The sequence below is a fragment of the Microbacterium sp. genome (assembly GCF_031179285.1).
Classification (GTDB): Bacteria; Actinomycetota; Actinomycetes; order Actinomycetales; family Microbacteriaceae; genus Microbacterium.
This window is the reverse complement of the sequence record NZ_JAPSHY010000018.1, coordinates 47,311-72,329: the sequence shown is the minus strand read 5'-3', so window position 1 is coordinate 72,329 and position 25,019 is coordinate 47,311. Positions and strand designations below refer to the sequence as shown.

The window sequence follows — 25,019 nt, the reverse complement described above, 5'->3', positions numbered from 1 at the left end:
GGGCTAAGCAGCAGCTGCGCGAGGCGCTGGATCCGGCCGACCACGCCGGCAAAGGGGCTGCCGATATAAGAGCTGCGCGCGTCTGAGCTCATCTCGCAGCGCACGGCCGGTTTTGCCGGCGACGCCGCAGTGCGACGCCGACACGCCCAAGTCAGGGGGCAGTGCCTGTCGAGCGCCGCCGTCTCGCGATGACGATGAACGCGACCGCTCCCGCTACGAGGGCGAGGCCGGCACCGACGGCGATGACGATCGGGATCGCGTTCGGACGGTCCGCCGAATCCGCAGCGTCAGCAGGCGCAGCCGTGGGGGTCGGCGGCTCGGGCACGGTCACGGTGGTGGTGGCCGTCTCGAGCCACTCGAAGCGGCACGCGTGGCTCGCCCAGCCGCCGTCCGGCCAGGTGTGCACTCGGCACTGCTGATCTTCCTGGGATGAGGGATCGTATCCGTATCCGTAGGGTGCGACGAACAGCTCGTGTTCGCCCGGTCCCATCACGTCGAGCGGGACGCGCACGGTCGTGACACCCACATCGTCCGTGGTGGATGCCGTGCGCTCCCATGACCACTCCCATTCTTCCTTCAGGGTGTAGGCGCACGCCTCGTCGATCTGACGCCAGGTCTCGGGCGCCAGCGTCCAGCCCTCCTGCTCGCTTCCCGACAGCGCGCGGAACTCTTCGTACGAGGCGGTTCCGGCCGCGATCTCCCGGACTGCCGCGACCCGGCACTGGCGGCTCTCGGTGAGCACGGCGATGATGCCGCCGTCGTTGAAGTGCGCCTTCGCTTCGTCTGCGGACTCCCACGATCCCTCGGAGCGTTCCCACGTGGCGACATAGGGGCGCGAGCCGTCACTCCACTGGAACTGCACCTCCCAGTACACGGTGCCCGGCGCGAAGTCCTCGTCCTTCTTCGTGGCTGTGTGCAATTCGACTTCACCCTCGGTGAGGAATTGCACAGGCGGCGTGGCCGTGGTGGCCATGGCCGGCGTCGGGGCAAGGAGCGCGGCGCCGACGATGATCGCCGCTGCCGCTGCACGCGGGTTGCGTGGTCTCCGCGTGGGAGCGGCATCGTGGGCTCGAAGCCGTGGCGATCTGGCGTTCATTTGTTCCCCCTTGTTGTGCCGCTCATCCTGGCAGTCACCTCCCGCTACGGCAATGGTGCGGAGTACCCATCGGGCTTGCGGGGGGTGTTCCGCCATTGCAGGTGTGACGCTGGACTGCGCGGCCTCGGTGTGGGATGGTCCCTTCATGAGACGTCTGGCTCGCTCGCGCGCATTCTGGTGGACGCTCTTCGCGGTCGCCGCTGCGGTCGTGCTGGCATCGTTCATTCGCGAGGTCATGGACGGTTTCGAGAACGTCGGCCTCTGGTTCACGATGGCCGGATCGATCGGCACCGCGATCGGATGCCGGATACAGCTGCGATACCTTCGCCGTCCGACGGATGCCGTGGAGCCGAGCTCTCCAGTGCCGCGGAGTAACCTCGACGACACGGCCCCGTGAGTTCGAGCCGGGAGGCAGCCGAAGATCGGACGTGGCACGGCGTTTCTTGCTCGGATCTGGGGTTTGAATGTCGGTGGTTGCTGTTGTAATGGGGGTATGACGGCGCTGGTGGACGCAACGATCGAGCAGGTGGACGCCTTGGGTGCGCTCACCGAATTGGTGGTGGAGATCGAGCGCACGATCAGCAGTCTGCAGGCGGTGCGTGACGGGATGCTGGCAGTCGGGGCACGGTTGGCGTTGGAAGTGGCGGAACAGGCCGGGCACCCGGACTATGGGGATCTGGCGTTGCGGACGGTGGCTGCGGAGTTCGGGGCGGCGTTGCGGGTCAGTGACCGCACCGTGCAACGCCGGATGGCTGCCGCATCGTTCCTGGTGGAACGGTTTCCGTTGGTGTGGCAGGCGCAGGGCGCCGGGCGGATCACCGCCAACCACGCCCGGGTGATCGTCGACGCCGGCGAACACCTCCAAAACCCCGCCGATCGGGATGCGTACTCGACCCAGCTGGTCGAGTTCGCCGAGTCGGAGTCGCCGAACCGGGTGGCGCGGCTTGCCCGGCGGGTCGCGGAACGCTTCCAACCCCGCCCTCTCGATGAGCGGCACCGCGATGCCAGGGAGCAGCGCCGGGTATGGGTGAACGATCTGACCGACGGGATGGCGGAACTCGGCGTCCTCGGCCCGGCGACACTCGTGCACGGCGCGTACGACCGGCTCACCCAAATGGCCCAGGTTCTGCAGCGGGCGGACAGCGGAACCGTCGGTAACGCGGTCAGTGAGGCCGCACCCTCCTGCCCTGACGCTCACACCGAGTCGGTCGCCGTCGATGCGCCCGATGCCGGCGACGCCGACGCCGACGCCGACGCGCAGGATCCGCGCACCATCGATCAGACCCGGTGCGATCTCGCCCTCGACCTGCTCCTCACCGGCGCACCCACCGGACACGACACCGAGGGCGGGATGCTCACCGCGATCACCGGCGAGGTATCGGTCACGGTTCCAGTTCTCACGCTCCTCGGTCAGGACACAACTCCGGCAGAACTCGACGGCACCATCCCCGTCGACGCCGTCACCGCGAAAACGCTCGCGGGTGCGGCATCCGGGTGGGATCGCGTCCTCACCCACCCGGTCACGGGGGCCATCCTCACTGTCGACCGGTACCGGCCCACCGCCGACCTCAAACGCCACCTGACCGCCCGCGACCAACGCTGCCGATTCCCCGCCTGCGGATACCCCGCCCGGAACAGCGACCTCGACCACACCCAAGACGCCGCACTCGGCGGACCCACCACCGACACCAACCTCGGCGCCCTCTGCCGAAGACACCACACCCTCAAACACCACACCCCCTGGCACGTCGAACACCACCACGGCGGGATCTACACCTGGACCAGCCCCACCGGCCGGGTCTACACCGACCACCCGCCACCCCAGAACACGGTCACCTTCACCGAACATGCCGGTATCGAACCCGACAGCGACCCACACCCGCCACCCTGGTAGCGTCCTGGGCGTACCGCCCAGCTCGGAAGGAAGCCACGTGAGTTCGATGACGATCCGCCGTGCCGTCGCGGGCGAGGCTGAGGCGATCTCGGATCTCGCTCTCCGCTCCAAGGCCCACTGGGGCTACTCCGCAGAGTTCCTCGAGATGTGCCGCGCCGAGCTGACCTACACACCGGAGCGATGCGGGTCTCCGGGAATGTGGGTCGCCGCCCAGGGCGACGAGCTGCTCGGCTTCTATCTCATCGAAACCCCCACCCACGAAACCGCCCCACTGGAGGGCGAGCTGGCGGCGCTGTTCGTCGCTCCCGAACGGATCGGCGCAGGCCTCGGCGGCCGGCTGCTTCGTCACGCGCTCACGCAGGCGGAAGCGTCCGGCATCCAGCGGCTCACTCTCGATGCCGATCCCGGAGCCGAACCCTTCTACCGGCACCACGGCGCCCGCCGTATCGGCCAGACGCCCAGCGGATCCATTCCCGGCCGCACCCTGCCCCGCATGGCGTTCGACCTGCACGAGCGCGATAGTCACGAGCACGATGGTGAAGAACGGATCACGAGCCGATGACCGACGCGCGACCCAGCGGCCTCACCCTGCTCGAGAGCGATTGGATGCCGGTGCACCGTGGCGAGTCGGGAGCCGAGGTGTTCCACTCATCCGACGGACGCCGCTACGCGAAACGCGTGCCGGAACCGCAGATCGCCGCCCTCGAGGCGGAACGCGATCGGCTCACATGGCTCGGCAACGCTGGGATCCCCGTGCCGCGCGTACTCGACTGGACCACCGACTCGACAAGCGGCCCGATCCTCATCACCTCAGCGGTCGCCGGCGTCCCCGCCGACACCCTCGACGCCCCCGCGCTGATCGTGGCATGGCCGTCCATCGCCGCGGCGGTGAGGCGGCTGCACGCGGTGGATCCGGCCGACTGTCCATTCGACTCGGGTGTCGCCTGGCGATTCGACCTCGCTGAGAGCGTCGTCTCACGCGGCGCGGTGAATCCCGAGTTCCTTCCCGTCGAACAACAGCAGACGTCTCCGGACCTGCTCATCGCACGCCTGAGACCCCGGCGCGAGCACCTCGAGAGCCTCGAAGCGACCGATCTCGTCGTCACGCACGGCGATCTGACCCTCGCCAACCTCCTCATCGACCCGCGACGAGCCGAAGTGGCCGGGTTCATCGACCTCGGCCGTGCCGGCCGCGGCGACCGTCACGCCGACCTCGCACTCCTCCTCGAGACGGCGCGAGAGATCTGGTCCGACGCGGCTCAGGCCCGTGCACGATTCGAGCAGATCTACGGGCGCACCCTCGACCCGATCCGTCTACAGGACTACCTCCACCTCGATCCGCTCACCTGGGGCTGATCACCCCCGCCGTCACAAGCGGCGCCTCTTCGCCGTCGACGCGCGGTTCACGACCCGGCCGGAACGGCGACCGCTCCGGTTCGGGATGACGCCGCTGCTGGATGAGGATGATGGCCAGGCCCAGAGCCATGCCCGGCAGCGCGGCCCAGCCGTTCGTGCGGATGCTGAGGAACATCTCGCTCGGATCGAGGCGGATCATCTCCCAGGCGAAGCGTCCGCTGCCGTACCAGAGCAGGTACAGGCCGAACAGACGACCCCACTGCAGCGGGAGGTGACGCCCGGCCCAGAGCAGCACGACGACACCGACGACGCCCCAGAGTGCCTCGTAGAGGAAGACCGGGTGAAAGAGCGTCTCGGCAGCAAGCCCCTCGGGGAAGGCGGGATTGTCGGCGTCGATCTCAAGACCCCACGGTGCGTCAGTCGGCTGGCCGAACAGTTCCTGATTGAACCAGTTGCCCAACCGTCCGATCGCCTGGGCGAGCAGAAGTCCCGGGGCCACGGCATCGGCGAACGCCGTGAAGCGGATGCCGGCACGACGAACCCCGATCCATGCTCCGATCGCACCCCCGATGAGCGCGCCGTAGATCGCGATCCCGCCCTCCCATATGTACAGGGCGGTGAGAGGGTTGACGCCTTCACGGAAGTAGTCCGCCGGGTGGGTCAGCACGTGGTAGATCCGGGCACCGACGATGGCGAGCGGCACCGCGATCATCACGATGTCGATCACCACCCACGGCGGGGCACCGCGCCGGGTGAGACGCCGGTTGGTGAGCAGCACCGCGACGACGATCCCCGCGACGATGCAGAGGGCGTAGAGGGTGATCCGCACCGGGCCGATCACGAAGTGATCGATCGGCGGGCTCGGGATGCTGAAGACTGCGCTCTGCGTGAGCATGCCGGTGACGCTCATGCGACGAGCGCCTCCGTGCTCTGCTCGGCCGTTCCCTCATCTGCGCCGCGCCGGCGGACCACGAAGACGGCCACCGCCAGGGCGACGACGATCACGGCGGCGAGGGCGAGAGAACCGAGCATCAATCCGGTGCTCAGGGCGGCGCGCTCGGCGTTGCCGGATTCGGTGAGCGCGCCGGCCACCGACCCGATGATCGACGCGACCACCGCCGTCCACAGTGCACCGCCGATCATTCCCGTCGAGTTGGCGAGACCGGAGACCACGCCGACCTCATCATCCTTCGCGGTCGACATCGCGAGGCTCATGATCGGGGGCAGTACAGTGCCGATGCCGAGGCCGAGCAGCAGCAGAGAAGGCAGCACGTTCGCGACGTAGGCGCCGTCGGCCGGTACGCCGGCGAGCAGCAGAGCGCCGGCCAGGAAGACGACGAGCCCGACGATGAGAGTGATCCGCTCGCCGAACCTGCCCGTCAGGAACGGAGCGACGAGGATCGACGCGATCGCAGTGACGACAGCCAGTGGCACGAAGGACAGCGCCATCTGCATCGGCGTGTATCCGAGCACCTGCTGAAGCAGCAGCGTCGCGATGAAGAAGGAGCCGTACAGGCCGCCCGTGACGAGGAACTGGATGGCGTTCGCGCCGGCGACGTTGCGATCGCGGAGGACGCCGAGGTCGAGCAGCGGTACCTTCGCCAGGCGCTGCCGGACGATGAATCCGGTCAGCAGGATCGCCGCGCCACCCAGGTACGCCAGCGTCGTGCCGCCCCAGCCGTGGTGCTCCGCGTTGATGATGCCGTACACGAGCAGCGAGACGGACGACACCAGCAGCCCGGCTCCGAGAATGTCGAGCCCCGCCGACAGGCCGAGCCTGCGGCCGCGCGGCAGGAGTCTCCAGCCGACGACGAAACTGATTAGCCCGATCGGCAGGTTGATGAAGAACAGCCACTGCCAGCTCGCCAGTTGCATGAGCACTCCGCCCACCAGCAGCCCGAGCGCGCCGCCCCCGGCGAAGGTGAAGCTGTAGAAGCCGATCGCTCGCGTCTGCTCCGTTGGATCGGTGAACATCATCACGATCAGCGCCAGAGTGACCGCGGTGATCAGGGCGGCACCGGCGCCCTGGGCGAATCGCGAGATGACCAGCATCACCGCATTCTGAGAGAGCCCAGCCGCAACCGACGCTGCGGTGAAGACAGCCACGCCGCTGAGCAGAACCTTCCGATGACCGATCAGATCACCGAGGCGTCCGGCGAACACGAGCAGACCGCCGTAGGCGATGAGGTACGCGTTGATCACCCACGACACTCCGCCCTGCGAGAACCCGAGCTCTTTCTGCATCACGGGAAGGGCGACGTTGACGATCGTCTCGTCGAGGATCGTCATCAGCGTGCCGATGCAGAGGACGATGAGCGCGATCCAGCGGGCGCGGGTGGTTTTCATGGCGATGGGTTCCCTCGGGGTGGAGCGGACGTTTCGCCAACGCTAACAGATAGTTGAAAATTAGACGATCTATTTCTAGATCAATTGCGGATGCTCACCGCGTCGACCTCCGTCGCGGGGCGCGCACCGCCGTCTTCGGCGTTTCGATCGGGTTTGCGGCGAGCAGGCTCAGCGAACGCAGGAACGGTTCCCGGTCCGCCTCCGGCAGGCGGTCGAGCACTGATTCGTAGATGCTGTCGAGCTGAGCTTCGGTGGCGGCCACCAGCTCGCGACCTCGGTCGGTCACCTCCACCACACGGGCGCGTCGATCATGCGGGGCGGGCTTGCGGCTGGCGAGCCCGCCCCGCTCGAGCTCGTCGAGCGTGTGCACCATGGTCGACTTGTCCAGGCAGGCGAGTTCTGCGAGCTCGCCCTGCGTCTTCTCGCCGGAGACGGCGCAGAGCAGCACGCTCAGATTGCGGAGCGAGGTTCCCGCCTCTTCGAGATGCGCGGCCGCCTGCACTTCGATCGCGCGGCTGAGCATCTGCAGCTGGAGCACCATGTCGCTGACTGTGCGTGCACTCATGAGCGCAGTCTACAAGCCGTTGATTCTGAGAAGGTTCCACTCCAAACGGTTTTTCGCCATGCTGGAACCATGCCGATCATCGACGTCACCTGCTCGCCTCGCGTGGACGAGACCTCCCGGAGACTGCTCGCCGACCTGCTGCCGGACATCGTCTCGCGAGCAGTCGCCTGCCGCGACGAACCCTATGACGGGCACCTGCAGCCGGGCGATGTCATGATCCGCTTCCGCGACGTTCGACCGGATGATCGATTCGATTTGGATGTCGTCGTGGAGATCCACTCGAAATGGACGGAGGATCGCGCAACGGACCGTCAGAGCCGAGTGGACTGCGTGACCGACGAGGTCGCGCGCGCTCTCCCCGCCGACCATCTCGTCGGTGTGCTGCTCAACCTGCCTGTCGCCGCATGGGCTCAGAGTGCATGACCGCGCCAGCGCTCAAACTTGAGCCCTGTGGTATCAACTTCGTTTGACAGCATCCGCACCGCCACGTATCCTTGAGTCATCCCGGCTCAGGTTTGCTGAGCCGCCGCAGATTTCTGAACCGTCCGGATTCAGGAGCAAAGGAGAAAACACATGGCACGTGCTGTTGGAATCGACCTCGGTACGACGAACTCCGTCGTCAGCGTCCTCGAGGGTGGCGAGCCGAAGGTCATCGCCAACGCCGAGGGCTTCCGCACGACCCCGTCGGTGGTCGCCTACACCAAGGACGGCGAGGTGCTCGTCGGTGAGACCGCGAAGCGCCAGGCCGTCACCAACGTCGACCGCACCGTCGCATCGGTCAAGCGCCACATGGGCACCGACTGGGGCTTCGACATCGACGGCAAGAAGTGGACGCCGCAGGAGATCTCCGCGCGCATCCTCATGAAGCTCAAGCGCGACGCCGAGTCCTACCTCGGCGACACCGTGACGGATGCCGTCATCACCGTTCCTGCCTACTTCAACGACGCCGAGCGTCAGGCCACGAAGGAGGCCGGCGAGATCGCGGGCCTGAACGTGCTCCGCATCATCAACGAGCCCACCGCTGCCGCCCTCGCCTACGGCCTCGACAAGGGCAAGGAGGACGAGCTCATCCTCGTCTTCGACCTCGGTGGCGGAACCTTCGACGTCTCGCTGCTCGAAGTGGGCAAGGACGACGACTTCTCCACCATCCAGGTGCGTGCCACCGCCGGTGACAACCGCCTCGGTGGAGACGACTGGGACCAGCGCCTGGTCGACTTCCTCATCAAGCAGTTCAAGGAGACCACGGGCGTCGACGTTTCGGGTGACAAGATCGCCCTGCAGCGTCTCAAGGAGGCTGCGGAGCAGGCGAAGAAGGAGCTCTCCTCCTCGACCTCGACGAGCATCAACCTCCCGTACCTCTCGCTCACCGACTCGGGCCCGGTCTCGCTCTCCGAGACCATCACCCGGGCGAAGTTCGAGGACCTCACCAAGGATCTGCTCGACCGCACCAAGAAGCCGTTCGAGGACGTCATCCGCGAGGCCGGCATCAAGGTTGCCGACATCGACCACATCGTCCTCGTCGGTGGCTCGACCCGTATGCCCGCCGTCGCCGAGCTCGTCAAGCGCGAGACCGGCAAGGAAGCGAACAAGGGCGTCAACCCTGACGAGGTCGTCGCCGTGGGAGCTGCCCTCCAGGCCGGAGTCCTCAAGGGTGAGCGCAAGGACGTGCTGCTCATCGACGTCACCCCGCTGAGCCTCGGAATCGAGACCAAGGGCGGCATGATGACCAAGCTCATCGAGCGCAACACCGCCATCCCGACCAAGCGCAGCGAGACCTTCACCACGGCAGACGACAACCAGCCGTCCGTCGCGATCCAGGTCTTCCAGGGCGAGCGCGAGTTCACCCGCGACAACAAGCCGCTGGGCACCTTCGAGCTCACCGGCATCGCGCCGGCCCCGCGCGGCATCCCTCAGGTCGAGGTCACCTTCGACATCGACGCGAACGGCATCGTGCACGTGTCCGCCAAGGACAAGGGCACCGGCAAGGAGCAGTCGATGACCATCACCGGCGGCTCGTCGCTGTCGAAGGAAGACATCGAGCGCATGGTCCGCGAGGCCGAGGAGAACGCGGCCGAAGACAAGAAGCGCCGCGAGTCCGCCGAGACCCGCAACCAGGCCGAGACCCTCGCGTACTCGATCGACAAGCTGATCAAAGACAACGACGACAAGCTGCCGACCGACGTCAAGGAGTCGGTCCAGGCCGACGTCGACGCTCTGAAGACGGCTCTCGCCGGTGACGACGACGACGCGGTCAAGACCGCGTTCGACAAGCTGAACGAGTCGCAGGGCAAGCTCGGCGAGGCGATCTACGCGCAGTCCCAGGCGGATGCCGCCGCCGGTGCCTCGGCCGAGGGCGACGCCCCCGCGGGCGACGAGCAGGCCTCCTCCGAGGAGGACGTCATCGACGCCGAGGTCGTCGACGACGAGGACGAGAAGAAGTAGTCATGACGGACAAGAACTTCGACGAGAACGGAGTTCCGGAAGAGGGGTCGGGCGCGGAAGCGTCCGGCCCCCAGCCGGATCTCGGCAACCCGGATTCAACGGAGGCCGCTGCGGCAGAGGGATCCGACGAGACCCCGATCGACGCGGCGGGCGACGACCTGACGGTCGACGACATCCTCGGCACCGAGCAGACCGGCGAGGCCGCGGCGGAGGATGCCGTCCTCGCCGACCTCGAGTCCACGCTGCTCAACGACCTCAAGCGGCTGCAGGCGGAGTACGCCAACTACCGCCGCCGCACCGAGGAGCAGCGTCAGGTCGAGATCGAGCGGGCGAAGGGTGAGGCCGCGAAGGGTCTCATCCCGGTGCTCGACGATCTCGACCGCGCAGCCCAGCACGGCGACCTCGTCGAGGGCACCCCCTTTGCGGTGATCGCCGGCAAGGTGCGCGCCGTGGTCGAGCGCCTCGGCGTCGAGTCCTACGGCGAGAAGGGCGAGGAGTTCGACCCCCAGCGTCACGAGGCCATCTTCCAGCAGCCGACCCCCGGCACCGACAAGACCACGGTGCTCGAGGTCGTCGAGGTGGGTTATCGTCTCGGTGACATCGAACTGCGCCCTGCGAAGGTCGTCGTCGCCGTCCCGGCCGAGTAGGCAGGTGTAGATGGCTAGCCAGGACTGGTTCGACAAGGACTTCTACAAGACCCTCGGTGTCTCGAAGGACGTCTCCGACGCCGACCTCAAGAAGACCTACCGCAAACTGGCGCGCAAGTACCACCCGGACTCCAATCAGGGCGATGCCGCTGCGGAGGCCAAGTTCAAGGAGGTCAGCGAGGCGTACTCGGTGCTCTCCGACTCCGAGCAGCGGAAGGAATACGACGAGATCCGCGCCATGGGCTCCGGTGCTCGCTTCACCGCGAGCGGCTCCGGCGCCGGCGGGTTCGAGGACGTGTTCAGCCGCTTCGGGCAGGGACGCACCCAGACCGCCGACTTCGAGGACATCTTCGCGATGTTCAACCAGGGCCAGGGTGGCACATTCGGATCCGGACGATTCGGACAGCCGTCGGGTGGTTTCCGCGGTGCTGGCGGACCGCAGCGCGGTGCTGACGTCACGGCGCGCACCACGCTCGACTTCGTCACCGCGGTGAAGGGCGAGACGATCACCCTGCAGGGTGACGACGGCAAGCCGTTCAAGGTCAAGATCCCCGCCGGTGTCGCAGACGGGCAGAAGATCCGGCTGCGCGGCCGAGGGCGTCCTTCGCCCGACGGCGGCGAGAGCGGCGACATCGTCGTGCAGATCACCGTGCGCCCGCACCCGGTCTTCACCCGCGACGGGCTGAACCTGCGTCTGGTCGTGCCGGTGACGTTCACCGAGGCGACGCTCGGAGCGACCATCGAGGTGCCGACGCTCGGCGGCGACGTGGTGAAGCTGCGCGTCGCGCCCGGCACGCCCTCGGGACGCGTGCTGCGCGTCAAGGGGCGAGGGGTCACCACCTCCAAGGGAACCGGCGACCTTCTCGCGGAACTGCAGGTCGCGGTGCCCACGCACCTCGATGAGGCCGCGCGAGAGGCACTGCAGAAGTTCCAGGAACTCGAGCCGTCCGAGAACCCGCGGGCCGACCTGATGGCCAAGGCCAGGCGCTGACATGCGAGGAGGAGGTGAGCTCGATGGCTGAGCGGCATATGGATGCCGACACGCCGGTGTTCGCGATCGCGGTCGCCGCCGAGCTCGCCGGCATGCATCCCCAGACGCTGCGGCAGTACGACCGGGTCGGCCTCGTCGTCCCCGGTCGTACGGCCGGAGGGTCGCGACGGTATTCCACCCGCAACATCGAGCAGCTCCGCGAGGTGGCACAACTCTCGTCCGAGGGGATGAGCCTGCCGGCGATCGCGCGGCTGCTCGACCTCGAAGACGAGAACCGCGCGCTGCGCCGCCGCGTCTCCGAACTTCAGAGCGCGCTTCGCGCCGAACGGCAGAACCGGCCCGGTCTGCGCGTCTTCGCCGCCGGGGCGGCGGGAGTGATCCCCATGCCGAACGGGCGCCGCATCCGTCGCTCGACGGAGGTCGTGCTTTGGCATCCGCGCGGCGATCGGGATCGTCAGGACCGCGAGCGCCAGGATCGCGAACGCGGCTGAGCGCCGCGACTCGGTCAGCCGACCTCGGCGGGGGCTTCCGGTGCGGTTACGCCCACCCCCGACATCGCCTCGAGCAGGATCCGTGACAAGGCCGTCCCGTGCTCGATCTGCGGCCACCGCCCCGAGGGCAGGTCGACGACCGTCACATCGCGGATCCTGGCCAGCTCCTGCGCGGGGTGCACGCCCGCCTGCATCCACCGGCGCACGTCGTCGGCGGTGAACTCCGTCGCGACCACGGTGACCGGCACATCGAACCGGCGCTCGTCGGTGAGGCGCTGCTCGGCATCGACCACCCTCGTCTCGTTGTCACGGATGCGTGAGCAGACGGCGGAGAGCGCAGGATCGTCCGACGATTCGAGGTCATTTCCGGCATCCGGTCGGCATCCGGTGAGCACCGAGGTGCCGTCGGCGCTCGGGAACCCGCCGATGTGGACGGCGCGCACGACACGATCGGGCACCCTGTTCACGGCGGCGTGCACGAGTCCGCACGCCTCGGCGTGACCCACCAGCACGACGGGCTCACCGCACGACTCGATCGCGGCGACGATCTCGGCAACGTGATCGGCGAGCATCACGCCCGAGCGGTCGGCGGTCCGGGAATGCAGCCCGCGCAGGGTCACCGGGTGCGGGGAGTGCCCCGCGGCGGAGAGCCGGGCCGCCACGTCACGCCACGACGACGCGTCCAGCCACAGGCCGGGGACCAGGATCACGTGCACGGGCGCCTCCTTCTCGGATGCCGCAATCCTCGACCGGGAGAAGCGCTTCTCCGAGCCCCTTGCTCACTTCTCTTCGTTGTGCAATCGCCGGCCGGATCAGACTGTGACGCCGGCGTCGATCGCGTCCTCGCAGCCGAGGAGCAGCACCCCTGCGCTCCACGCATGCGAGAGCGTCAGCAGCATCCCCTTCGGCTGGAAGCACTCGGTCTGGTAGTAGCGCTCGGTCACCATGCCCCGGTAGGCGTTGAAGTCGCCGTCGAAGCGCGCGACGAACTGGCGGAAGCAGGCGAGGGACTCGAGCGCGCGCTCGCGGTAGTGGGGATCCGCCGTCGCCTCGGACAGCTCGAGCATCTCTCGGGTCATGATGAGCCCGTAGGCGTGCAGGTGCTGGTTGGAGGGGGAGGCCTGGTCGGCGCCGCGCGTGCCGAAGTCGTAGATGCCGAGCATCGAGGTGGCGGCGAAGTCGACGTCGTAGGTGTAGCGGAATGTCAGCGCGAAGTCCGCCGCGCGACGCGCGAGGTCGAGCCACCTGGGCTCTCCGGTCGCGCGGTGAAGCGCCAGATACGCCATGACGGCGACATAGCCGTCCTCACTGGTTCCGGCGAGATCGACGTCTTCCGGCGCGCCGTGCAGGTTCTCGTCGAGCACGAACCGGGCGTACCAGTCACCGGCTCGCACGGCCGCCGGAAGGTAGCGATCGTCCCAGTCGGCGGCCTCCGCGAGGGCGCCGACCCAGGCCAGCCCGGCAGAACCCTCCCACGACAGCACTTCTCCGGTCTCGGCGTGGTGGATGCTGCCGAGGTTGCCGTCGTCGCGCTGCCGGCCCACGACGACTTCGAGGTTCGAGATCGCCGCCCGCCGCCAGTCGTCACGGGCCGTGAGCGCGATGGCGCGCACCAGAAACTGAGTCGCCTCCCCGAGCGTGCGGCCGTGCAGTCCGCGATGACGCGTCGTCCAGCTCTGCGTCCACCCGCCCTCGCGGTACCACACGCCCCAGAAGGTTCCGCTCGGCGAGAGCGACGAGGTGCAGAAGTCGATGACGTCCGCGGCCGCCGAGAGCATCGCGGTGTCGCCGGTGCGGGTCGCGTGACGAAGCATCGCGTACGCCCACGGGATGCCGGACACCCACCCGACGTGCATGGCCTGCCGATCCACGGACCGACCGTCCCGGCCGAAGACCTCGCGGTCGAAGCCGACCGTCTCGAGCAGGACTCCGGGGTCCGGGTCGTAGTGCCAACGGTGCAGCCCCTCGGCGCTGAGGTCGGCGGCCGTCGGGATGTCGACCCACGGGCGAAGTGGCGCATTCTGCGCCGATTCGGCGTGCAGCGCGCGCAGCACGGGCGCATAGTCGTGGCGGTCGGCCGACAGGGCGTGCACGCGCACGTCGAGCTCGGCGACCTCGCCCGGCTCGAACCGGTGGGTCAGGATGTCGGCGGGTCGCGGGGTCGCATCGCCGTAATACGTGACCGGGAACTCCCGCGACGGAAAGGTCGCCTTGAGCACCGCATGGGCCCCGCCTGCTCCCGAGAAGCCGATGCCGGTCAGGCCCAGCGAGGTCGTTGGCGCAACCGAGAGCGCGACGCCGGGCGCTCCCTCCCCGGGCCACACGAACACGACAGGAGTCGCCGCGCGATCCGAACGGAACTGCCACTCGCTGCTCACGAACCGCTCATGCAGCTCGGTGGTCTCGGCATCCGCCTCGAAACGGGGGTAGGGCCGGTCGTTCTCGGCCGGGCGGCCGCCCCCGTAGAAGAGTCCCGGAATCAGCCACCACGGGTCCGCCGCCGGCACCCGCACCGAGACGCGTACCGCGGCATCCGTCGGTTGCGCGCCGAGATGGCGCACCCGGACGACGTACCTCTCGTCGGCTGAGCGGGTCTCGATCGCGAAGGCGCTCGGGTCGGCGTCGAGGATCTCGACGGTGGGCACCGGCGCCGCCGGCGTCGGCGACAGCGGCGGCGCCGAGGCGTCACTCACGTCAGCTGCTCGCCCAGCGGCCACTCCAGCAGATCGACCTCGACGATCTCGCCCTCCGGGTCGAGGGAGACGCGGAAGGTGCGCACCTGGTGCGGGCGGAACTCGGACTCGATGACCCGTCCGACGAACGGAAGCTCCAGACGTGCGGATGCCGCCTGCCCGCGGGTCTCCACCGCGCGCATCACGATGTCGGCGACGGCGCCGTCCGGCACGTCCTCGCTGCCCTTCACCGCGGTGATCATCACCGCGCCGGAGCCGTCGTCGACGAAGCTGCGCTCGCCGGGGAGGTCGCCGTCGTGGAACGATTCCTGCTGGGCCCTGACCGGAGCCCCGAGCACCGCGGCGCGCCTCGTGGGCTGAGCGGCCCGCCAGTCGCCGGTGTGCGGGACGAGTTCCATCCGGAAGTGCTGCACGCCCTGATCCTGGAACGAGTAGATGCCGTCCGGGTCGAGCAGTCGCGGGTCGTGCCATGAGTACACGGGGCTGCGGACAGCCGTGATGCCGATGCTCGGCACATCGAGTCCGGCGGAGCCGGCGGGGGAGACGTCCCAGCCGTGCTTCGTGGTGCAGATCACCGTGAGTCCGGCGGCCGCACCGTCGACGGTGCCGGTGAGGTCGACCCAGGACTGGGCCGGCTCTTCGGCTCCATCGACCGGGCGCTCGATGGTGCCGTACGGGATCTCGTAGGTCGCCGACGGATCGTCGAGTCCGACCGGGAACCGCAGCTTCAGCAGATGCGCCTTCTCGCGCCAGTCGATGGTGACATCGACGCGGAGGGCTCGGGAGTCGTGGGCGAGCAGGTACTCCTCGATGAGAGAGCTCGCGCCCCAGGATCGCTCGACGCGCACGCGGGAGCGCAGCGGACCGGTCTCGCGCACGACGATGCGGTCCAGCGTCATCACCGCCCCGGGCCACGCATACGACACCACGCGGTGGCCCCAGGTGTCGGTCGGGTCGTCGCAGACGGCCGTGCGCGGCTGGCCGCGGGTGCCCCGCAGCGGGTCGACGCCGGTGTCCTTGTCGAGCAGCGAGATGACGTCGCCGGTTGCGGGATCGAGCTCGACACGCAGATGGGCGTTCTCGATGACCGTTCCGTCGTCTGCGACGACGAGGCCGCTCTCGGCCGGAAGCGCCGGCCCCGGTAGCAGCCGATACACGGAGTAGCCGAGCGCGGGCACCTCGGCACGGAAGGTCACCGCGCCCCGGCCGCGGTCGCCGGTCGTCGCCGTCGACTGCGTCGCCTGTGAGAGCACGGGGGTTCCCTCGTGATCGACGACCCGCACTCCGGTCGGCTGCACGCCGTACTGCATGTCGACCTCGACAGAGACAGGCCACGGATGCTGGTTGAACACGACGACCGGCTGGGTAGCGGTGTCCATCGGAATGTCGATGCGCCGGGCGATGCGGTTGTGTGCGCGGGTGATGATGCGCTTCGAGATCGCGATCGCCTCGCCGAGCTGGTCGCGGGCGTCGTCGTACGACGGCTCGATGGCCGAGCCGGGCAGGATGTCGTGGAACTGGTTGAAGAGGATCTGCTTCCACGCGCGCTCGAGATCCTCCCGGGGGTAGTCATCGCCCCCGAGAGAGACGTCGATCGCCGCCCAGCGCTCGGCCGAGAGCACCGCCCACTGAGCTTTGCGCTGCCAGGCCTTGATGCCGGAGTGCGCCGAGTAGCACCCAGGCGCGTGGTGCTGCAGGTCGTCGCGGCGCACGGTGAGGCCGTCGAGGAACCCCTCGCCGCGGGCGAGCATCTCGTCGAAGTAGCGGCGCGGTGACGACATGGTCATCCTCCCGAAGGTGCCCATCCGGTCGTACCGGTGGATGGATTCGATGTTGGCCTTGGTGGGACCGCCGCCGTGGTTGCCGACGCCGTAGAACACCATCATGTCGCCGAGGGCGCGATCGAACTGGCCGAGCGACTTCTCGGTCTGCCAGGAGACGTCGCCGGGAGGGCTGCAGTACTCGAAGGGGATGCGGTACCCCAGCACACGTGACCCGTCGGGGGATTCCCAGTGGAACAGCGTGTCGTCGAGGTCGCCCTCGTGAGGGCCTGGCCGCAGGAAACAGTACGAGTCCATGCGCTGCCCCTGCAGGATCTGCGGCAGGCTCGCACTGTGACCGAAGGGGTCGACGTTCATCCCGACTGAGGCGATCTTCCCGAACCGCGACTGCAGGTAGCGCTGGCCGTACAGGCCCTGACGGGCGAAGGACTCACCCATCGGCATGTTGCAGTCGGGTTCGACCCACCAGCCGCCGACGTTCACCCATCGGCCCTCGGCGACACGCTCCTGGATGCGGGCGAACAGCGCAGGATCCTGCTCCTCGACCCACGACAGCAGCACGATCTGGTCGCAGGTGAAGATGAAGTCGGGGTACTCATCCATGCGGTCGAGCGCGCTCGAGAACGTCGCCCGCGCCTCCTGGTACCCCTCCTGCCACGGCCAGAGCCAGACCGGGTCGAGGTGGGCGTTTCCGATCATGTGCACGGTGCGCTCGTGTGTGGCGACCGGGCGCGGCGTCGGAGTGAGACCGCGCTGCTCCCCGGAGGGGGCGTTGGCGGTCGGAGCCTTCGTCTGCGAACCCGTGACGGCGGGGTCGTCGGGTGAGACGCCCGGCGGTTCCGCGAGGAGGCCTGCGGCCTCGACGCTGTGGGCGTGCTCGGCGACGGCTGCGTCGCCGGGCTCTGCGACCGTGGTGTCGTGCTCTGCGGTCGGGGTATCTCGCTCTGCGGGGATGGTCATGACAGGTCCTCTCCGGCTGCCCACGCGTCAAGGATCTCGGAAAGGGCGTGCAGCAGGAAGGTGTGCAGCTCCTGGATCCGGGGGGTCTCGGTCGACGGTGCGATCAGGGCGTGGTCGGCCAGCGGCAGCGACGGGCCGCCGTCGCCGCCCGCGAACAGCAGCGTGGTCGCGCCGTTCGCCCGAGCCGCGGTGAGCGCATTGATCACGTTCGCCGATCGACCGGAGGTCGTGAACGCGGCGACGACGTCACCGGGCCCGGCGAGCGCCTCGACCTGGCGCGAGAACACGTCTTCGAAGGCGTAGTCGTTGGCGATGCAGGTCGAGACGGTGGCATCGGTGGTGAGGGTGACCGCCGGCAGCGGCCGACGATCACGGCGATAGTGGCCGATGAGCTCACCGGTGAAGTGCTGGGCGTCGGCGGCGCTGCCGCCGTTGCCGAGCGTGTAGAGCGTTCCGCCGCGGGTGAACGCGTCGATGAGCATGTCGCCGACGGCGCGCACTTCGGCGAGGAGTGGTTCGGCGGCGGTGGCGGTGCGGATATGGGCGTCGAGCTGGGCATCGAGCCAGTCAGACACGGGTCTCCTCCAGGAGGTCGAGGGCGAGGGCGCCGGCACCGATGACGCACACCTCGTCGCCGAGACCCGCGAGGGTGACGACGGCGCGGGCGGCGGGCGGCATGGCAGTGGAATGGACGATGTCGCGCACGGGGTCGAGCAGAAGGGCACCGGCCCTGGTCACGCCGCCGCCGAGGACGACGACGTGGGGTTCGAAGACGTTGACGAGGTCGGTCACCGCCTGGGCGAGGAGCGCCGTGGTGTCATCCCACAGCTCCCGGGCCAGCGGATCCCCCTCGGCGGCCGCCGCCGACACGTGCTCGGCGCGCACGACGTCGACGTCGCGCAGGCTCGAGGGGCGGTCGCTCTCGGCGAGCAGTTCGCGCGCGCGCACGGCGATGTTCGTGCCGGACGCGTACGCCTCGAGGCACCCCCGCCGTCCGCACGCGCACTGCCGCCCGCCGGGGCGGACGGTGAGGTGGCCGAACTCGCCGCCGTTCCCCGCGGCACCGCGATGCAGACGCCCGTCGATGATCGAACCGCCTCCGACTCCGGTGGAGAGCGTCAGGTACAGCGCGATCTCCGCGCCGCGCGCGGCGCCGTATCGGTGCTCGCCCAGCACCGCGGCGGTGGCGTCGTTCTCGACGACGGCTGGAACTCCGAACGCCTCGCTCGCCAGCGCCACGATCGGCACGTCGATCCAGCCGGGCAGGTGCAGGGGCCGGGTGAGTACTCCGGTCGTGGCGTCCAGCGGACCGCCGCAGCTGATCCCGACCGCGGCCGGAGCGCCGAGGTCGGCTGCGGCGATGCTGCGGCGGCCCATGTCGAAGAGGTGGGCGATGACGGCATCCGGTCCGCGCTGCTTGTCGGTCGGCTCAGAGAGGAACCCGTGGCTCTCGCCGTCCGGAGTGACCATGGCGACAGCGAGTTTGGTGCCGCCGATGTCGAGCGCCAGCACGGCCTGCTGCTTTGCCATTCGTTCCTCCGGACTGCGCGACACCCCCGTGCACGCCTGTGTGACATCGTTCCCACATCATAGCAATGAGAAGCTCCCTCACAAGTGCGAAGAACGACCCGCCCTGGGCATCGTCGATGACACCGAGCGACCCCTCAAGCCGAGGACGCCTCGGGGCGGCTATCCCAGCCGCTGGTATCAGTCGCCCCAGCGCTCCCGCACCGTCGCGATCGCTTCCGCGACGCCGCACGGGGTGAGACGATCAGCGAGCAGCAGCTCGCGCAGAACATGGAGCTGCAACGAGACGATCGTCTCGCGGTCCACGCGCGGAAGCCGCTCGAGCAGCGCCCTCTCTCTCTGTCGTGCGCTTGACGCGTGGGCGTCGAGCTCGGCTGCGGCGGCGCCGCTGGGGTCGGAAGTGCGGGCGGCACCATCGGTCGCGTTCAACGTACGCGAGCCGGAAAGATACTTCTCCCCCGAGCCCGCGGCGCCGCTGCCGGCTGTGCCGGTTTCCGTCCTTCCGGAGCGACGGTCGCCCCCTCGTCCGGAGAGGAGTGCGATCGACCCGACGAGCACGACGAACTGCAGGGCGAATGCCGCCACCACGAGCACCGACAGATCGCCCGGGTGGATGACGATGCGGGCGACCGCGAGCACGCACGCGAGTGCATAGAGAATGACGGCGATCACGAGGTGCCGCGCGGGGAGGAGCTCCCACCGTTGCATCGTCCCGGCCGCGACGCCTCGGTCGTAGCGGTAGAGGCACACGAAGGAGACGAGCATCGTCGCGGCGGAGAACACGATTGCAGCCGGCTCGGTCAGCAGGAAGGCGTCGCTTCTGATGAGTGCCGATTGGCCGAAGACGGCAGCGGAGAGGATTGCGAGGGCCAGCCCGGTGCTCGCCCAGGCGGCTCCCGACCGCACCGGCGCCGCCGAGTCGTGCGCGCGGTCGGTCGTGCCCTCCTTCTCGACATCCGAGCGGCCGCGGTCCTCGCGATCGTCACGGCGGTGCACCGGCTCCCACACCGCACGGACGGCGTGGCCGATCTGCGGGTTGACGGCCATGACGGCCGCATCGTGCACGACCAGGGCAGCATCGGCCCCGCGGTCGCCGAACGTGCGCTTCGCCAGGCGTTTGCGGATGTCCTTCAAGAGAGCGAGGTCGACAGCGCCCCGGCGGCTCTGCCACGCCTCTCCCGCCAGGTCATCCCACACCTTCGCTCGAGCGCGCCCCGTTGATGCCATCACACCTTCAGGCTACGACGTGGGCGCCGGCCGGGTCTCCGCCGCCCCGGAGTACGCCCAGCATCAGCCTTGAGAAAGTCGCGCGCGGACCAGCCCTCGCCTCGACCTCGGCGGGCAGCTGCTTCAAGCAGGCCATGGCGGTCATGTCGCGAGCACTGATTCCCTTGTTTCCGACGTAGCAGCCGCGTACACACTCAGCCCTGGCTCGACGGGTAGATCCCATCGCGGAGATCGCTCCGCACCCGCGTGAAGATAGACCATGACCCGCGAGCACCATCACCGCATTCTCGTGAGTCCCGGCTCGACGCTCGGCTGAGGTTCAGTCCGGCGGGGCCGCGATCGACCCGCGGTCGAGGAATCGGGTCGGCATGACGATCGTGCGCGCCGGTGCGTCGGGCGCCTCGATGCGTTCGAGCAGCGCGCGCATGGCGGCGGCGCCCATAGAGCCGGCATCCTGCAGCTGGGTGGAGACACCGGGCTGCACCATGCTCATCCACGGTGCGTCATCGAAGCCGACGACGCTGACGTCGGCGGGGATGCCGAGACCGAGCTCGGCGGCAGCACGCCAGACGCCCTCGGTGAGCACGTTGTTGGCGGCGAACACCGCGGTGGGACGGTCAGGGAGCGAGAGCAGGCGCCGCGCGGCGGCCGTCGCCTCCTCGGCATCCCACCCCGCCTGCACGATCAGCGAGTCGTCCGCGGGCATCTCCCGCGCTTCGAGGGCGTCGAGATACCCCTGCTGCCGCTCCTCGCCGGTCGTCCACTCGGTCTCGTCGATCAGCAGGGCGATCCGCCGATGACCGGCATCCAGCAGTCGGTTCGTGGTGTCGCGCGCGGCGGAGCGGTTGTCGATGACGACGGCGTCGTGCTCGTCGGCGTCGAAGCGGCGGTCGACCTCGATGAGCGGCACGCCGATGCGCCCGAGAAAGCGCCCGAGCTCACCCGAGACCGGCGTTGCGATGACACCCGAGACGCGGGACGTCACGAGCACCTCGGCCGCCTCGAGTTCATCATCGCCATCGCCGCGCAGATCGACGAGCACGAGCGTCCTGCCGTGCGCGCGAGCCTCGTCGCCGATCCCGGAGGCGAGCTCCGCGTAGAACACGTTGCGAAGGTCGGACACGAGTACGCCGACCGAGCGGCTCGTGCGCTGCTTGAGGCTGCGGGCCGTCGCATCGACGACGTAGCCGATCTCCTTGGCCACCGCCCGCACCCGCTCGCGCACCTCGGGGGCCGCGTAGCCGTTGCCCGACAGCGCTCGCGATGCGGTCGAGCGGGAGACACCGGCGGCGTCGGCGACCTCGCGGATCGTGGGGCGCTCGACGGGCCGGCGGCGCGGCTCGCTCACGGCCGTGGTCCAGAGACGTCCACGAGCGCCTCGGCGTGCTGGCCCAGGCGCAGGTCGCCGATCGTCACGTCGATGGCCAGGCGCTGGCGCCGACCGACAGCGGCTGGGGTCACGGTCAGCTGCACGGAGGCCTCCTCGCTCGGTCCGAGATCAAGGGCGAGCTCGGGCTGGGACGAGCGCCAGCCTAGCGGCAAGACCAGAGCGATCCGTGCCGCGGCGCGTTCGGGCAGCGGATTGCGCACCCGCACGGTGAAGCCGACCTCTTCCCCGACCTCGGCGGTGCTCCGGTAGGGCAGCAGCCGCGCCGCCTGACCGTCGGGGCCGATGCCGATCTCGTCCAGCGGAAGCAACCGCCGGTGCAGGCCGTCGACCTGCTGGGCCGCCGTCGCCAGGTAGTCGAGATACTCGTCGTCGACCCAGCGCGGCTCCCAGTGGCCGCTCGCCATGAGACCGGGACCGATCCGCCGATACAGCGCGGCGCTCTGCGCGTAGTCGCCGATGCGGAAGAGGTTGCGGTACTGGTAGTTCATGATGTCGCGCCGGCCGTCGCGTCCGCCGAGACCCTCCTGCTGGTCGCCGGTGAAGACGACGGTCATGCCGTCGATCTGGAGCGAGTACGCCACGGCGTACAGGGTGTGCCCCGGCTGGGCGTGAGCGGTGAACGTGTACTCGTTCCAGGTGAAGGGCTCGTCCAGCGGCAGGATGCGGTCGGCGATGATCGGGTCGTACCACTGGCAGGGCAGATCCTCGAGCCACGGATCGGCCATGGTGGGCGCGACGTTCTCCGGGATCCAGAGTTCCGTTCCCTCGACATCGCGCAGCAGCGGCATCCCCGCGATGTGGTCGTCGTGATAGTGGGTCGGCAGGGCGACGGTGATGCGCGTCACGCCGTACTGCTGACGCAGCGCGGGCAGCGACGCGAGCCATGGCCGTCGCGACGCCCGCTCCTGACCGGGTGGCAGGCCCGTGGTCATGTCGTAGCCGTAGTCGATGATGAGCGCCTCACCGGTCTCGGAGAGCACCACGTACGAGCATGACATCGACGTGCGATTGAGCAGCAGGTGCGGCGTCAAGGCGAGGTACGGGTCGTCGAGACGGGCGAGCAGATCCCACGGATACGAGCGCCGTGAATCGACGTACTCCTGCATGGTCGCAGCCAACTGGAGCAGGGCGCTCGCCGCATCGTCCATCACCTCGCCGTGCGAGGGTGCCAGGCGGGTGACGCCCTCGCGGGCGAGCATGTGAGAGCTCAGCACCGTCATCGCCGGGCCCTCGTTCTGGGTGTACGACCACTGCGTCGCCGCGAGCGACCACACCTTCCCCGGGGCGAAGATGAGGTCGCCCGAGAACCCGATCGTCTCGCCGTCGCGCTGCAGCAGATAGCTGACCGAACCGATGGTGTGACCGGGCGTCGGCACGACCCGCAGCCGCACCCCGGAGAGGTCGACGTCGCGATACTCGGGGACGGCGGCGTCGACCGGCACCGACGCGAGCAGTGAGAACCGGTCCTGGCGGAGCAGGTAGTCGTTGTCGAGGGGTCGCGACTCCCACATCTCCTCCACGCGGTCGAAGAGCTCGCGCTCGACCGGTGGCACGTGGATGCGGGCGCCGTGCTGCGCTGCGAGCGGCAGACCCTGGCCCTGATCGCGATGATGGTGCGTCATCAGCACATCACTGATGCGCCGGATGCCGAGCTCGGCGAGATGGTCGAGCGCGAGTCCGGACCCGAAATCGACCGCCACCGCATCGCGCGCCCCTTCCGGTGCGCCGGGGTCGACGATGAGATACACGTTGCAGGTGTCGGCGATGCGCCATACGCCGCGCGCGATCGCCGTCGCGGTCATCTCAGGGTCTCCCGGTAGTCGTCCCACACCTGGGCGATCTCGGCGAGGTGTGCGAGGTCGATCGGCTCGTCCGCACCCACCCGCTCGAGGTAGTACAGCGCCGGCACGCCGAACTCGGATTGCGAGCGCGCGTAGTCGAGCCACTCGTCGCGGTTCGGCATGGGCCACTGATCGGTGTCGACCGGATGCCGGGGCAGGACCGCGTCGATGATCTCGTGCCTGGCCCGCAGCTGTGCGGCCACCGACACCGGGGTCCCGGTGGTGTCATGCTCGAGCACGTCGTTGGTGCGGATCATGTCGGCGATGTCGCCGAACGAGGGGTGCACGGTGTGTGTGATCACGAGGGCGTCGGGCTTGGTGCGGGTCGCCGCCGCGTGCAGCCGCGCGACGAGGCGATGAAGCGCGGCGATGCCCCAGACGCCGTCGCTGTCGGGGGCGGAGTGCAGCATCGTGCCGCTGGGAGTGCGCTGGGTGAAGTCGACCTTGAACCCGTCGGCGTCCAGGCCGTCGGCCGAGAGCAGCCGCTCCACCATGCTGTCGAGGCGCGCGAGGTAGGCGGGGCTCCCCGGATCCACGGCGACAGGCCGCCCGGCGGCATCCGTCACGCACTCGTCGGCGGGAAGACCCGCAGGGTCCCAGGCCTTCCACCACAGCAGCACCCGCCGCCCGGCTGCGTGCTGCCGGGCGATCCAGCCGCGCATGTCGGGCCACGCGTCGGTGTCGGGTTCGGCGGTGCCGTACCGCGCCTGCCAGCGGTCGTCGATGACGATCGTGCCCGGGTTGAGGCCGGCGCCTTCGAGGGTCGTGAGGAATTCGTCGTAGATCTCCTGGCGGCAGAGATCCGGTGCGGGCGCGCCGCCACGGGCCACCTGCGCACCCCAGCCGCAGAAGATCGGCTCGAGCCACCAGGGGTGGACCTGCTTCGAGGGCGGGGGCGCGCCCCCGGTGCTCTCGAGATCGGCGCGGTACTCGGCGAGTGCGTCGGCGGGCGAGTCCACCGGCCGCAGCACGATCGACGGTGAACGCCAGGTGCCGTTGACGGAGGTGTGTCCCTCGAATGCCAGGCGGAGGAGGCCGCCGTCATCGACGGGATCGAATCGCAGCGTCGTGAAGCCCAGCTGCTCGACGGGCGCGCGCAGCCACGCCGCGAGCCACGGCCCTTCGCCCGGGGTGAACGCGTCGGTCGCGGGGGCACGGCCGAACGCGAGCGCCAGTGGCGGCGGCGAGAAGATGCCGTTCAAGCGACCCGGGTCGGCATCCCCGACGACGCCGAGGGATGCCGCCGACCACACCGGGCGCACGAAGGCGACCGGTTCGGTGGGGCTCGGCACATAGAGGGACTGCGCATCGAAACCCGAGCGGAACGTGCCGGCCGCTCCCGTCGGGAGCACGCCGTCGCCGCCGAGGAGCGTGACATCGGTGAGCCGCCCGGCGCCTTCGGCCGTGAGCGTGACCTCAACGGAATCATCGGTGCAGCGAAGCTCGATCGTGCGGTCGTCCCAGGCGCTCGACTCGGTGCGGACGGACACGGTGATGGCATCCGGCTCCGCGCGCACCTGCGGCTCGTGAATGAGCATCGCCTCATCGCGGGCCGAGAGCGTGTGCGCGCTCGACAGTGCGCACAGCCGCATCCACCGTCGCCCCTCGGCGTCAGCGAATTCGAAATAGGGGGAGCGGACGAGACCGCCGGGACCCGTTCGCCACGAGAGGGTGAAATTCGCCCCCCGGATCGTCTGCCGGTCAGAGGCACTCGTCATCGAGGGAGCGGAGCTCATGAATGCAGTCTATGTGACAACGTTCTCATATGCGAG

The 25,019-nt window shown here is 69.0% G+C and carries 22 protein-coding genes; 9 read left to right on the top strand and 13 right to left on the bottom strand.

Translation table 11 applies throughout. The features are described from left to right. Positions 1-151: 151 nt before the first annotated feature. Positions 152-1,096 (bottom strand): hypothetical protein, encoded by a 945-nt coding sequence (locus tag RIN18_RS12205; protein ID WP_309104250.1) that lies wholly within the window; start codon positions 1,094-1,096, stop codon positions 152-154. 145 nt (positions 1,097-1,241) lie between these two features. On the opposite strand from RIN18_RS12205, the gene RIN18_RS12200 reads away from it, so the two are divergent. From RIN18_RS12200 to RIN18_RS12185, 4 genes are all read left to right on the top strand, one after another. Then, positions 1,242-1,493 (top strand): hypothetical protein, encoded by a 252-nt coding sequence (locus RIN18_RS12200; RefSeq protein WP_309104249.1) that lies wholly within the window; start codon positions 1,242-1,244, stop codon positions 1,491-1,493. Positions 1,494-1,589: 96 nt separating this feature from the next. Beyond that, positions 1,590-2,990 carry a DUF222 domain-containing protein gene (locus tag RIN18_RS12195; RefSeq protein ID WP_309104248.1) on the top strand — a complete coding sequence of 467 codons (1,401 nt, stop codon included), beginning with the start codon at positions 1,590-1,592 and terminating at the stop codon, positions 2,988-2,990. Between the two features lie 46 nt (positions 2,991-3,036). Further along, complete coding sequence (locus RIN18_RS12190) at positions 3,037-3,552, top strand: GNAT family N-acetyltransferase (protein ID WP_309104252.1); 516 nt, start codon at positions 3,037-3,039, stop codon at positions 3,550-3,552. Then, entirely contained in the window at positions 3,549-4,346 is a 798-nt protein-coding gene (locus RIN18_RS12185) for an aminoglycoside 3'-phosphotransferase (RefSeq protein ID WP_309104247.1), read from the top strand. Before RIN18_RS12190 ends, RIN18_RS12185 begins: the two co-directional genes overlap by 4 nt. On the opposite strand, the gene lgt is transcribed toward RIN18_RS12185, so the two are convergent. The 3 genes from lgt to RIN18_RS12170 form a co-directional block, all read right to left on the bottom strand. After that, the gene (gene lgt / locus RIN18_RS12180; RefSeq protein ID WP_309104246.1) at positions 4,333-5,256 is read right to left on the bottom strand and encodes a prolipoprotein diacylglyceryl transferase; all 924 of its coding nucleotides are present in this window, start codon (positions 5,254-5,256) and stop codon (positions 4,333-4,335) included. The genes RIN18_RS12185 and lgt overlap by 14 nt on opposite strands. Further along, the gene (locus RIN18_RS12175) at positions 5,253-6,692 is read right to left on the bottom strand and encodes a DHA2 family efflux MFS transporter permease subunit (protein ID WP_309104245.1); all 1,440 of its coding nucleotides are present in this window, start codon (positions 6,690-6,692) and stop codon (positions 5,253-5,255) included. The genes lgt and RIN18_RS12175 overlap by 4 nt, the downstream gene beginning before the upstream one ends. Positions 6,693-6,786: 94 nt before the next feature. Beyond that, positions 6,787-7,257 carry a MarR family transcriptional regulator gene (locus RIN18_RS12170; RefSeq protein ID WP_309104244.1) on the bottom strand — a complete coding sequence of 157 codons (471 nt, stop codon included), beginning with the start codon at positions 7,255-7,257 and terminating at the stop codon, positions 6,787-6,789. Between the two features lie 69 nt (positions 7,258-7,326). Between RIN18_RS12170 and RIN18_RS12165 the strand changes: the two genes are divergently transcribed. The 5 genes from RIN18_RS12165 to RIN18_RS12145 all read left to right on the top strand — a co-directional run bounded on the left by RIN18_RS12165 (position 7,327) and on the right by RIN18_RS12145 (position 11,828). Further along, complete coding sequence (locus RIN18_RS12165; protein WP_309104243.1) at positions 7,327-7,680, top strand: hypothetical protein; 354 nt, start codon at positions 7,327-7,329, stop codon at positions 7,678-7,680. A 150-nt stretch (positions 7,681-7,830) separates the two neighbouring features. Next, entirely contained in the window at positions 7,831-9,699 is a 1,869-nt protein-coding gene (gene dnaK / locus RIN18_RS12160) for a molecular chaperone DnaK (RefSeq protein ID WP_309104242.1), read from the top strand. A gap of 2 nt (positions 9,700-9,701) precedes the next feature. Continuing rightward, complete coding sequence (locus RIN18_RS12155; RefSeq protein WP_309104241.1) at positions 9,702-10,346, top strand: nucleotide exchange factor GrpE; 645 nt, start codon at positions 9,702-9,704, stop codon at positions 10,344-10,346. 10 nt (positions 10,347-10,356) lie between these two features. Next, complete coding sequence (locus tag RIN18_RS12150; protein WP_309104240.1) at positions 10,357-11,337, top strand: DnaJ C-terminal domain-containing protein; 981 nt, start codon at positions 10,357-10,359, stop codon at positions 11,335-11,337. 23 nt (positions 11,338-11,360) lie between these two features. Beyond that, positions 11,361-11,828: a heat shock protein transcriptional repressor HspR gene (locus RIN18_RS12145; RefSeq protein WP_309104239.1), complete on the top strand. Its 468-nt coding sequence runs from the start codon at positions 11,361-11,363 to the stop codon at positions 11,826-11,828. 14 nt (positions 11,829-11,842) lie between these two features. Here the strand turns inward: RIN18_RS12145 and RIN18_RS12140 are convergent, their stop codons facing one another. The 9 genes from RIN18_RS12140 to RIN18_RS12100 form a co-directional block, all read right to left on the bottom strand. Then, positions 11,843-12,544 carry an alpha/beta hydrolase gene (locus tag RIN18_RS12140; protein WP_309104238.1) on the bottom strand — a complete coding sequence of 234 codons (702 nt, stop codon included), beginning with the start codon at positions 12,542-12,544 and terminating at the stop codon, positions 11,843-11,845. A 96-nt stretch (positions 12,545-12,640) separates the two neighbouring features. After that, positions 12,641-14,521 carry a hypothetical protein gene (locus tag RIN18_RS12135; protein WP_309104237.1) on the bottom strand — a complete coding sequence of 627 codons (1,881 nt, stop codon included), beginning with the start codon at positions 14,519-14,521 and terminating at the stop codon, positions 12,641-12,643. Then, complete coding sequence (locus RIN18_RS12130; protein ID WP_309104236.1) at positions 14,518-17,262, bottom strand: glycoside hydrolase family 38 C-terminal domain-containing protein; 2,745 nt, start codon at positions 17,260-17,262, stop codon at positions 14,518-14,520. The genes RIN18_RS12135 and RIN18_RS12130 overlap by 4 nt, the downstream gene beginning before the upstream one ends. Further along, on the bottom strand, positions 17,259-17,837 hold the full coding sequence (locus RIN18_RS12125) for an SIS domain-containing protein (RefSeq protein WP_309104235.1): 579 nt from the start codon (positions 17,835-17,837) through the stop codon (positions 17,259-17,261). The genes RIN18_RS12130 and RIN18_RS12125 overlap by 4 nt, the downstream gene beginning before the upstream one ends. Further along, a complete protein-coding gene (locus RIN18_RS12120) occupies positions 17,830-18,792 on the bottom strand; it encodes an ROK family protein (RefSeq protein ID WP_309104234.1) in 963 nt (320 codons plus the stop codon). Before RIN18_RS12120 ends, RIN18_RS12125 begins: the two co-directional genes overlap by 8 nt. Before the next feature lie 177 nt (positions 18,793-18,969). Continuing rightward, entirely contained in the window at positions 18,970-20,019 is a 1,050-nt protein-coding gene (locus RIN18_RS12115) for a hypothetical protein (protein ID WP_309104233.1), read from the bottom strand. Between the two features lie 316 nt (positions 20,020-20,335). Continuing rightward, positions 20,336-21,364: a LacI family DNA-binding transcriptional regulator gene (locus tag RIN18_RS12110; protein ID WP_309104232.1), complete on the bottom strand. Its 1,029-nt coding sequence runs from the start codon at positions 21,362-21,364 to the stop codon at positions 20,336-20,338. Beyond that, a complete protein-coding gene (locus RIN18_RS12105; RefSeq protein ID WP_309104231.1) occupies positions 21,361-23,208 on the bottom strand; it encodes an MBL fold metallo-hydrolase in 1,848 nt (615 codons plus the stop codon). The genes RIN18_RS12110 and RIN18_RS12105 overlap by 4 nt, the downstream gene beginning before the upstream one ends. Beyond that, positions 23,205-24,983: a hypothetical protein gene (locus tag RIN18_RS12100; RefSeq protein ID WP_309104230.1), complete on the bottom strand. Its 1,779-nt coding sequence runs from the start codon at positions 24,981-24,983 to the stop codon at positions 23,205-23,207. Before RIN18_RS12100 ends, RIN18_RS12105 begins: the two co-directional genes overlap by 4 nt. Positions 24,984-25,019: the final 36 nt, after the last annotated feature.

Bases quoted from the DNA above. Each gene is read 5' to 3' on its own strand.
- RIN18_RS12130 (WP_309104236.1), bottom strand. From the start codon at position 17,262: ATGACCATCCCCGCAGAGCGAGATACCCCGACCGCAGAGCACGACACC.
- RIN18_RS12185 (WP_309104247.1), top strand. From the start codon at position 3,549: ATGACCGACGCGCGACCCAGCGGCCTCACCCTGCTCGAGAGCGATTGG.
- RIN18_RS12170 (WP_309104244.1), bottom strand. From the start codon at position 7,257: ATGAGTGCACGCACAGTCAGCGACATGGTGCTCCAGCTGCAGATGCTC.
- RIN18_RS12165 (WP_309104243.1), top strand. From the start codon at position 7,327: ATGCCGATCATCGACGTCACCTGCTCGCCTCGCGTGGACGAGACCTCC.
- RIN18_RS12100 (WP_309104230.1), bottom strand. From the start codon at position 24,983: ATGAGCTCCGCTCCCTCGATGACGAGTGCCTCTGACCGGCAGACGATC.
- RIN18_RS12190 (WP_309104252.1), top strand. From the start codon at position 3,037: ATGACGATCCGCCGTGCCGTCGCGGGCGAGGCTGAGGCGATCTCGGAT.
- RIN18_RS12155 (WP_309104241.1), top strand. From the start codon at position 9,702: ATGACGGACAAGAACTTCGACGAGAACGGAGTTCCGGAAGAGGGGTCG.
- RIN18_RS12145 (WP_309104239.1), top strand. From the start codon at position 11,361: ATGGCTGAGCGGCATATGGATGCCGACACGCCGGTGTTCGCGATCGCG.
- RIN18_RS12195 (WP_309104248.1), top strand. From the start codon at position 1,590: ATGACGGCGCTGGTGGACGCAACGATCGAGCAGGTGGACGCCTTGGGT.
- lgt (WP_309104246.1), bottom strand. From the start codon at position 5,256: ATGAGCGTCACCGGCATGCTCACGCAGAGCGCAGTCTTCAGCATCCCG.
- RIN18_RS12150 (WP_309104240.1), top strand. From the start codon at position 10,357: ATGGCTAGCCAGGACTGGTTCGACAAGGACTTCTACAAGACCCTCGGT.
- RIN18_RS12120 (WP_309104234.1), bottom strand. From the start codon at position 18,792: ATGGCAAAGCAGCAGGCCGTGCTGGCGCTCGACATCGGCGGCACCAAA.
- RIN18_RS12175 (WP_309104245.1), bottom strand. From the start codon at position 6,692: ATGAAAACCACCCGCGCCCGCTGGATCGCGCTCATCGTCCTCTGCATC.
- RIN18_RS12105 (WP_309104231.1), bottom strand. From the start codon at position 23,208: ATGACCGCGACGGCGATCGCGCGCGGCGTATGGCGCATCGCCGACACC.
- RIN18_RS12205 (WP_309104250.1), bottom strand. From the start codon at position 1,096: ATGAACGCCAGATCGCCACGGCTTCGAGCCCACGATGCCGCTCCCACG.
- dnaK (WP_309104242.1), top strand. From the start codon at position 7,831: ATGGCACGTGCTGTTGGAATCGACCTCGGTACGACGAACTCCGTCGTC.
- RIN18_RS12200 (WP_309104249.1), top strand. From the start codon at position 1,242: ATGAGACGTCTGGCTCGCTCGCGCGCATTCTGGTGGACGCTCTTCGCG.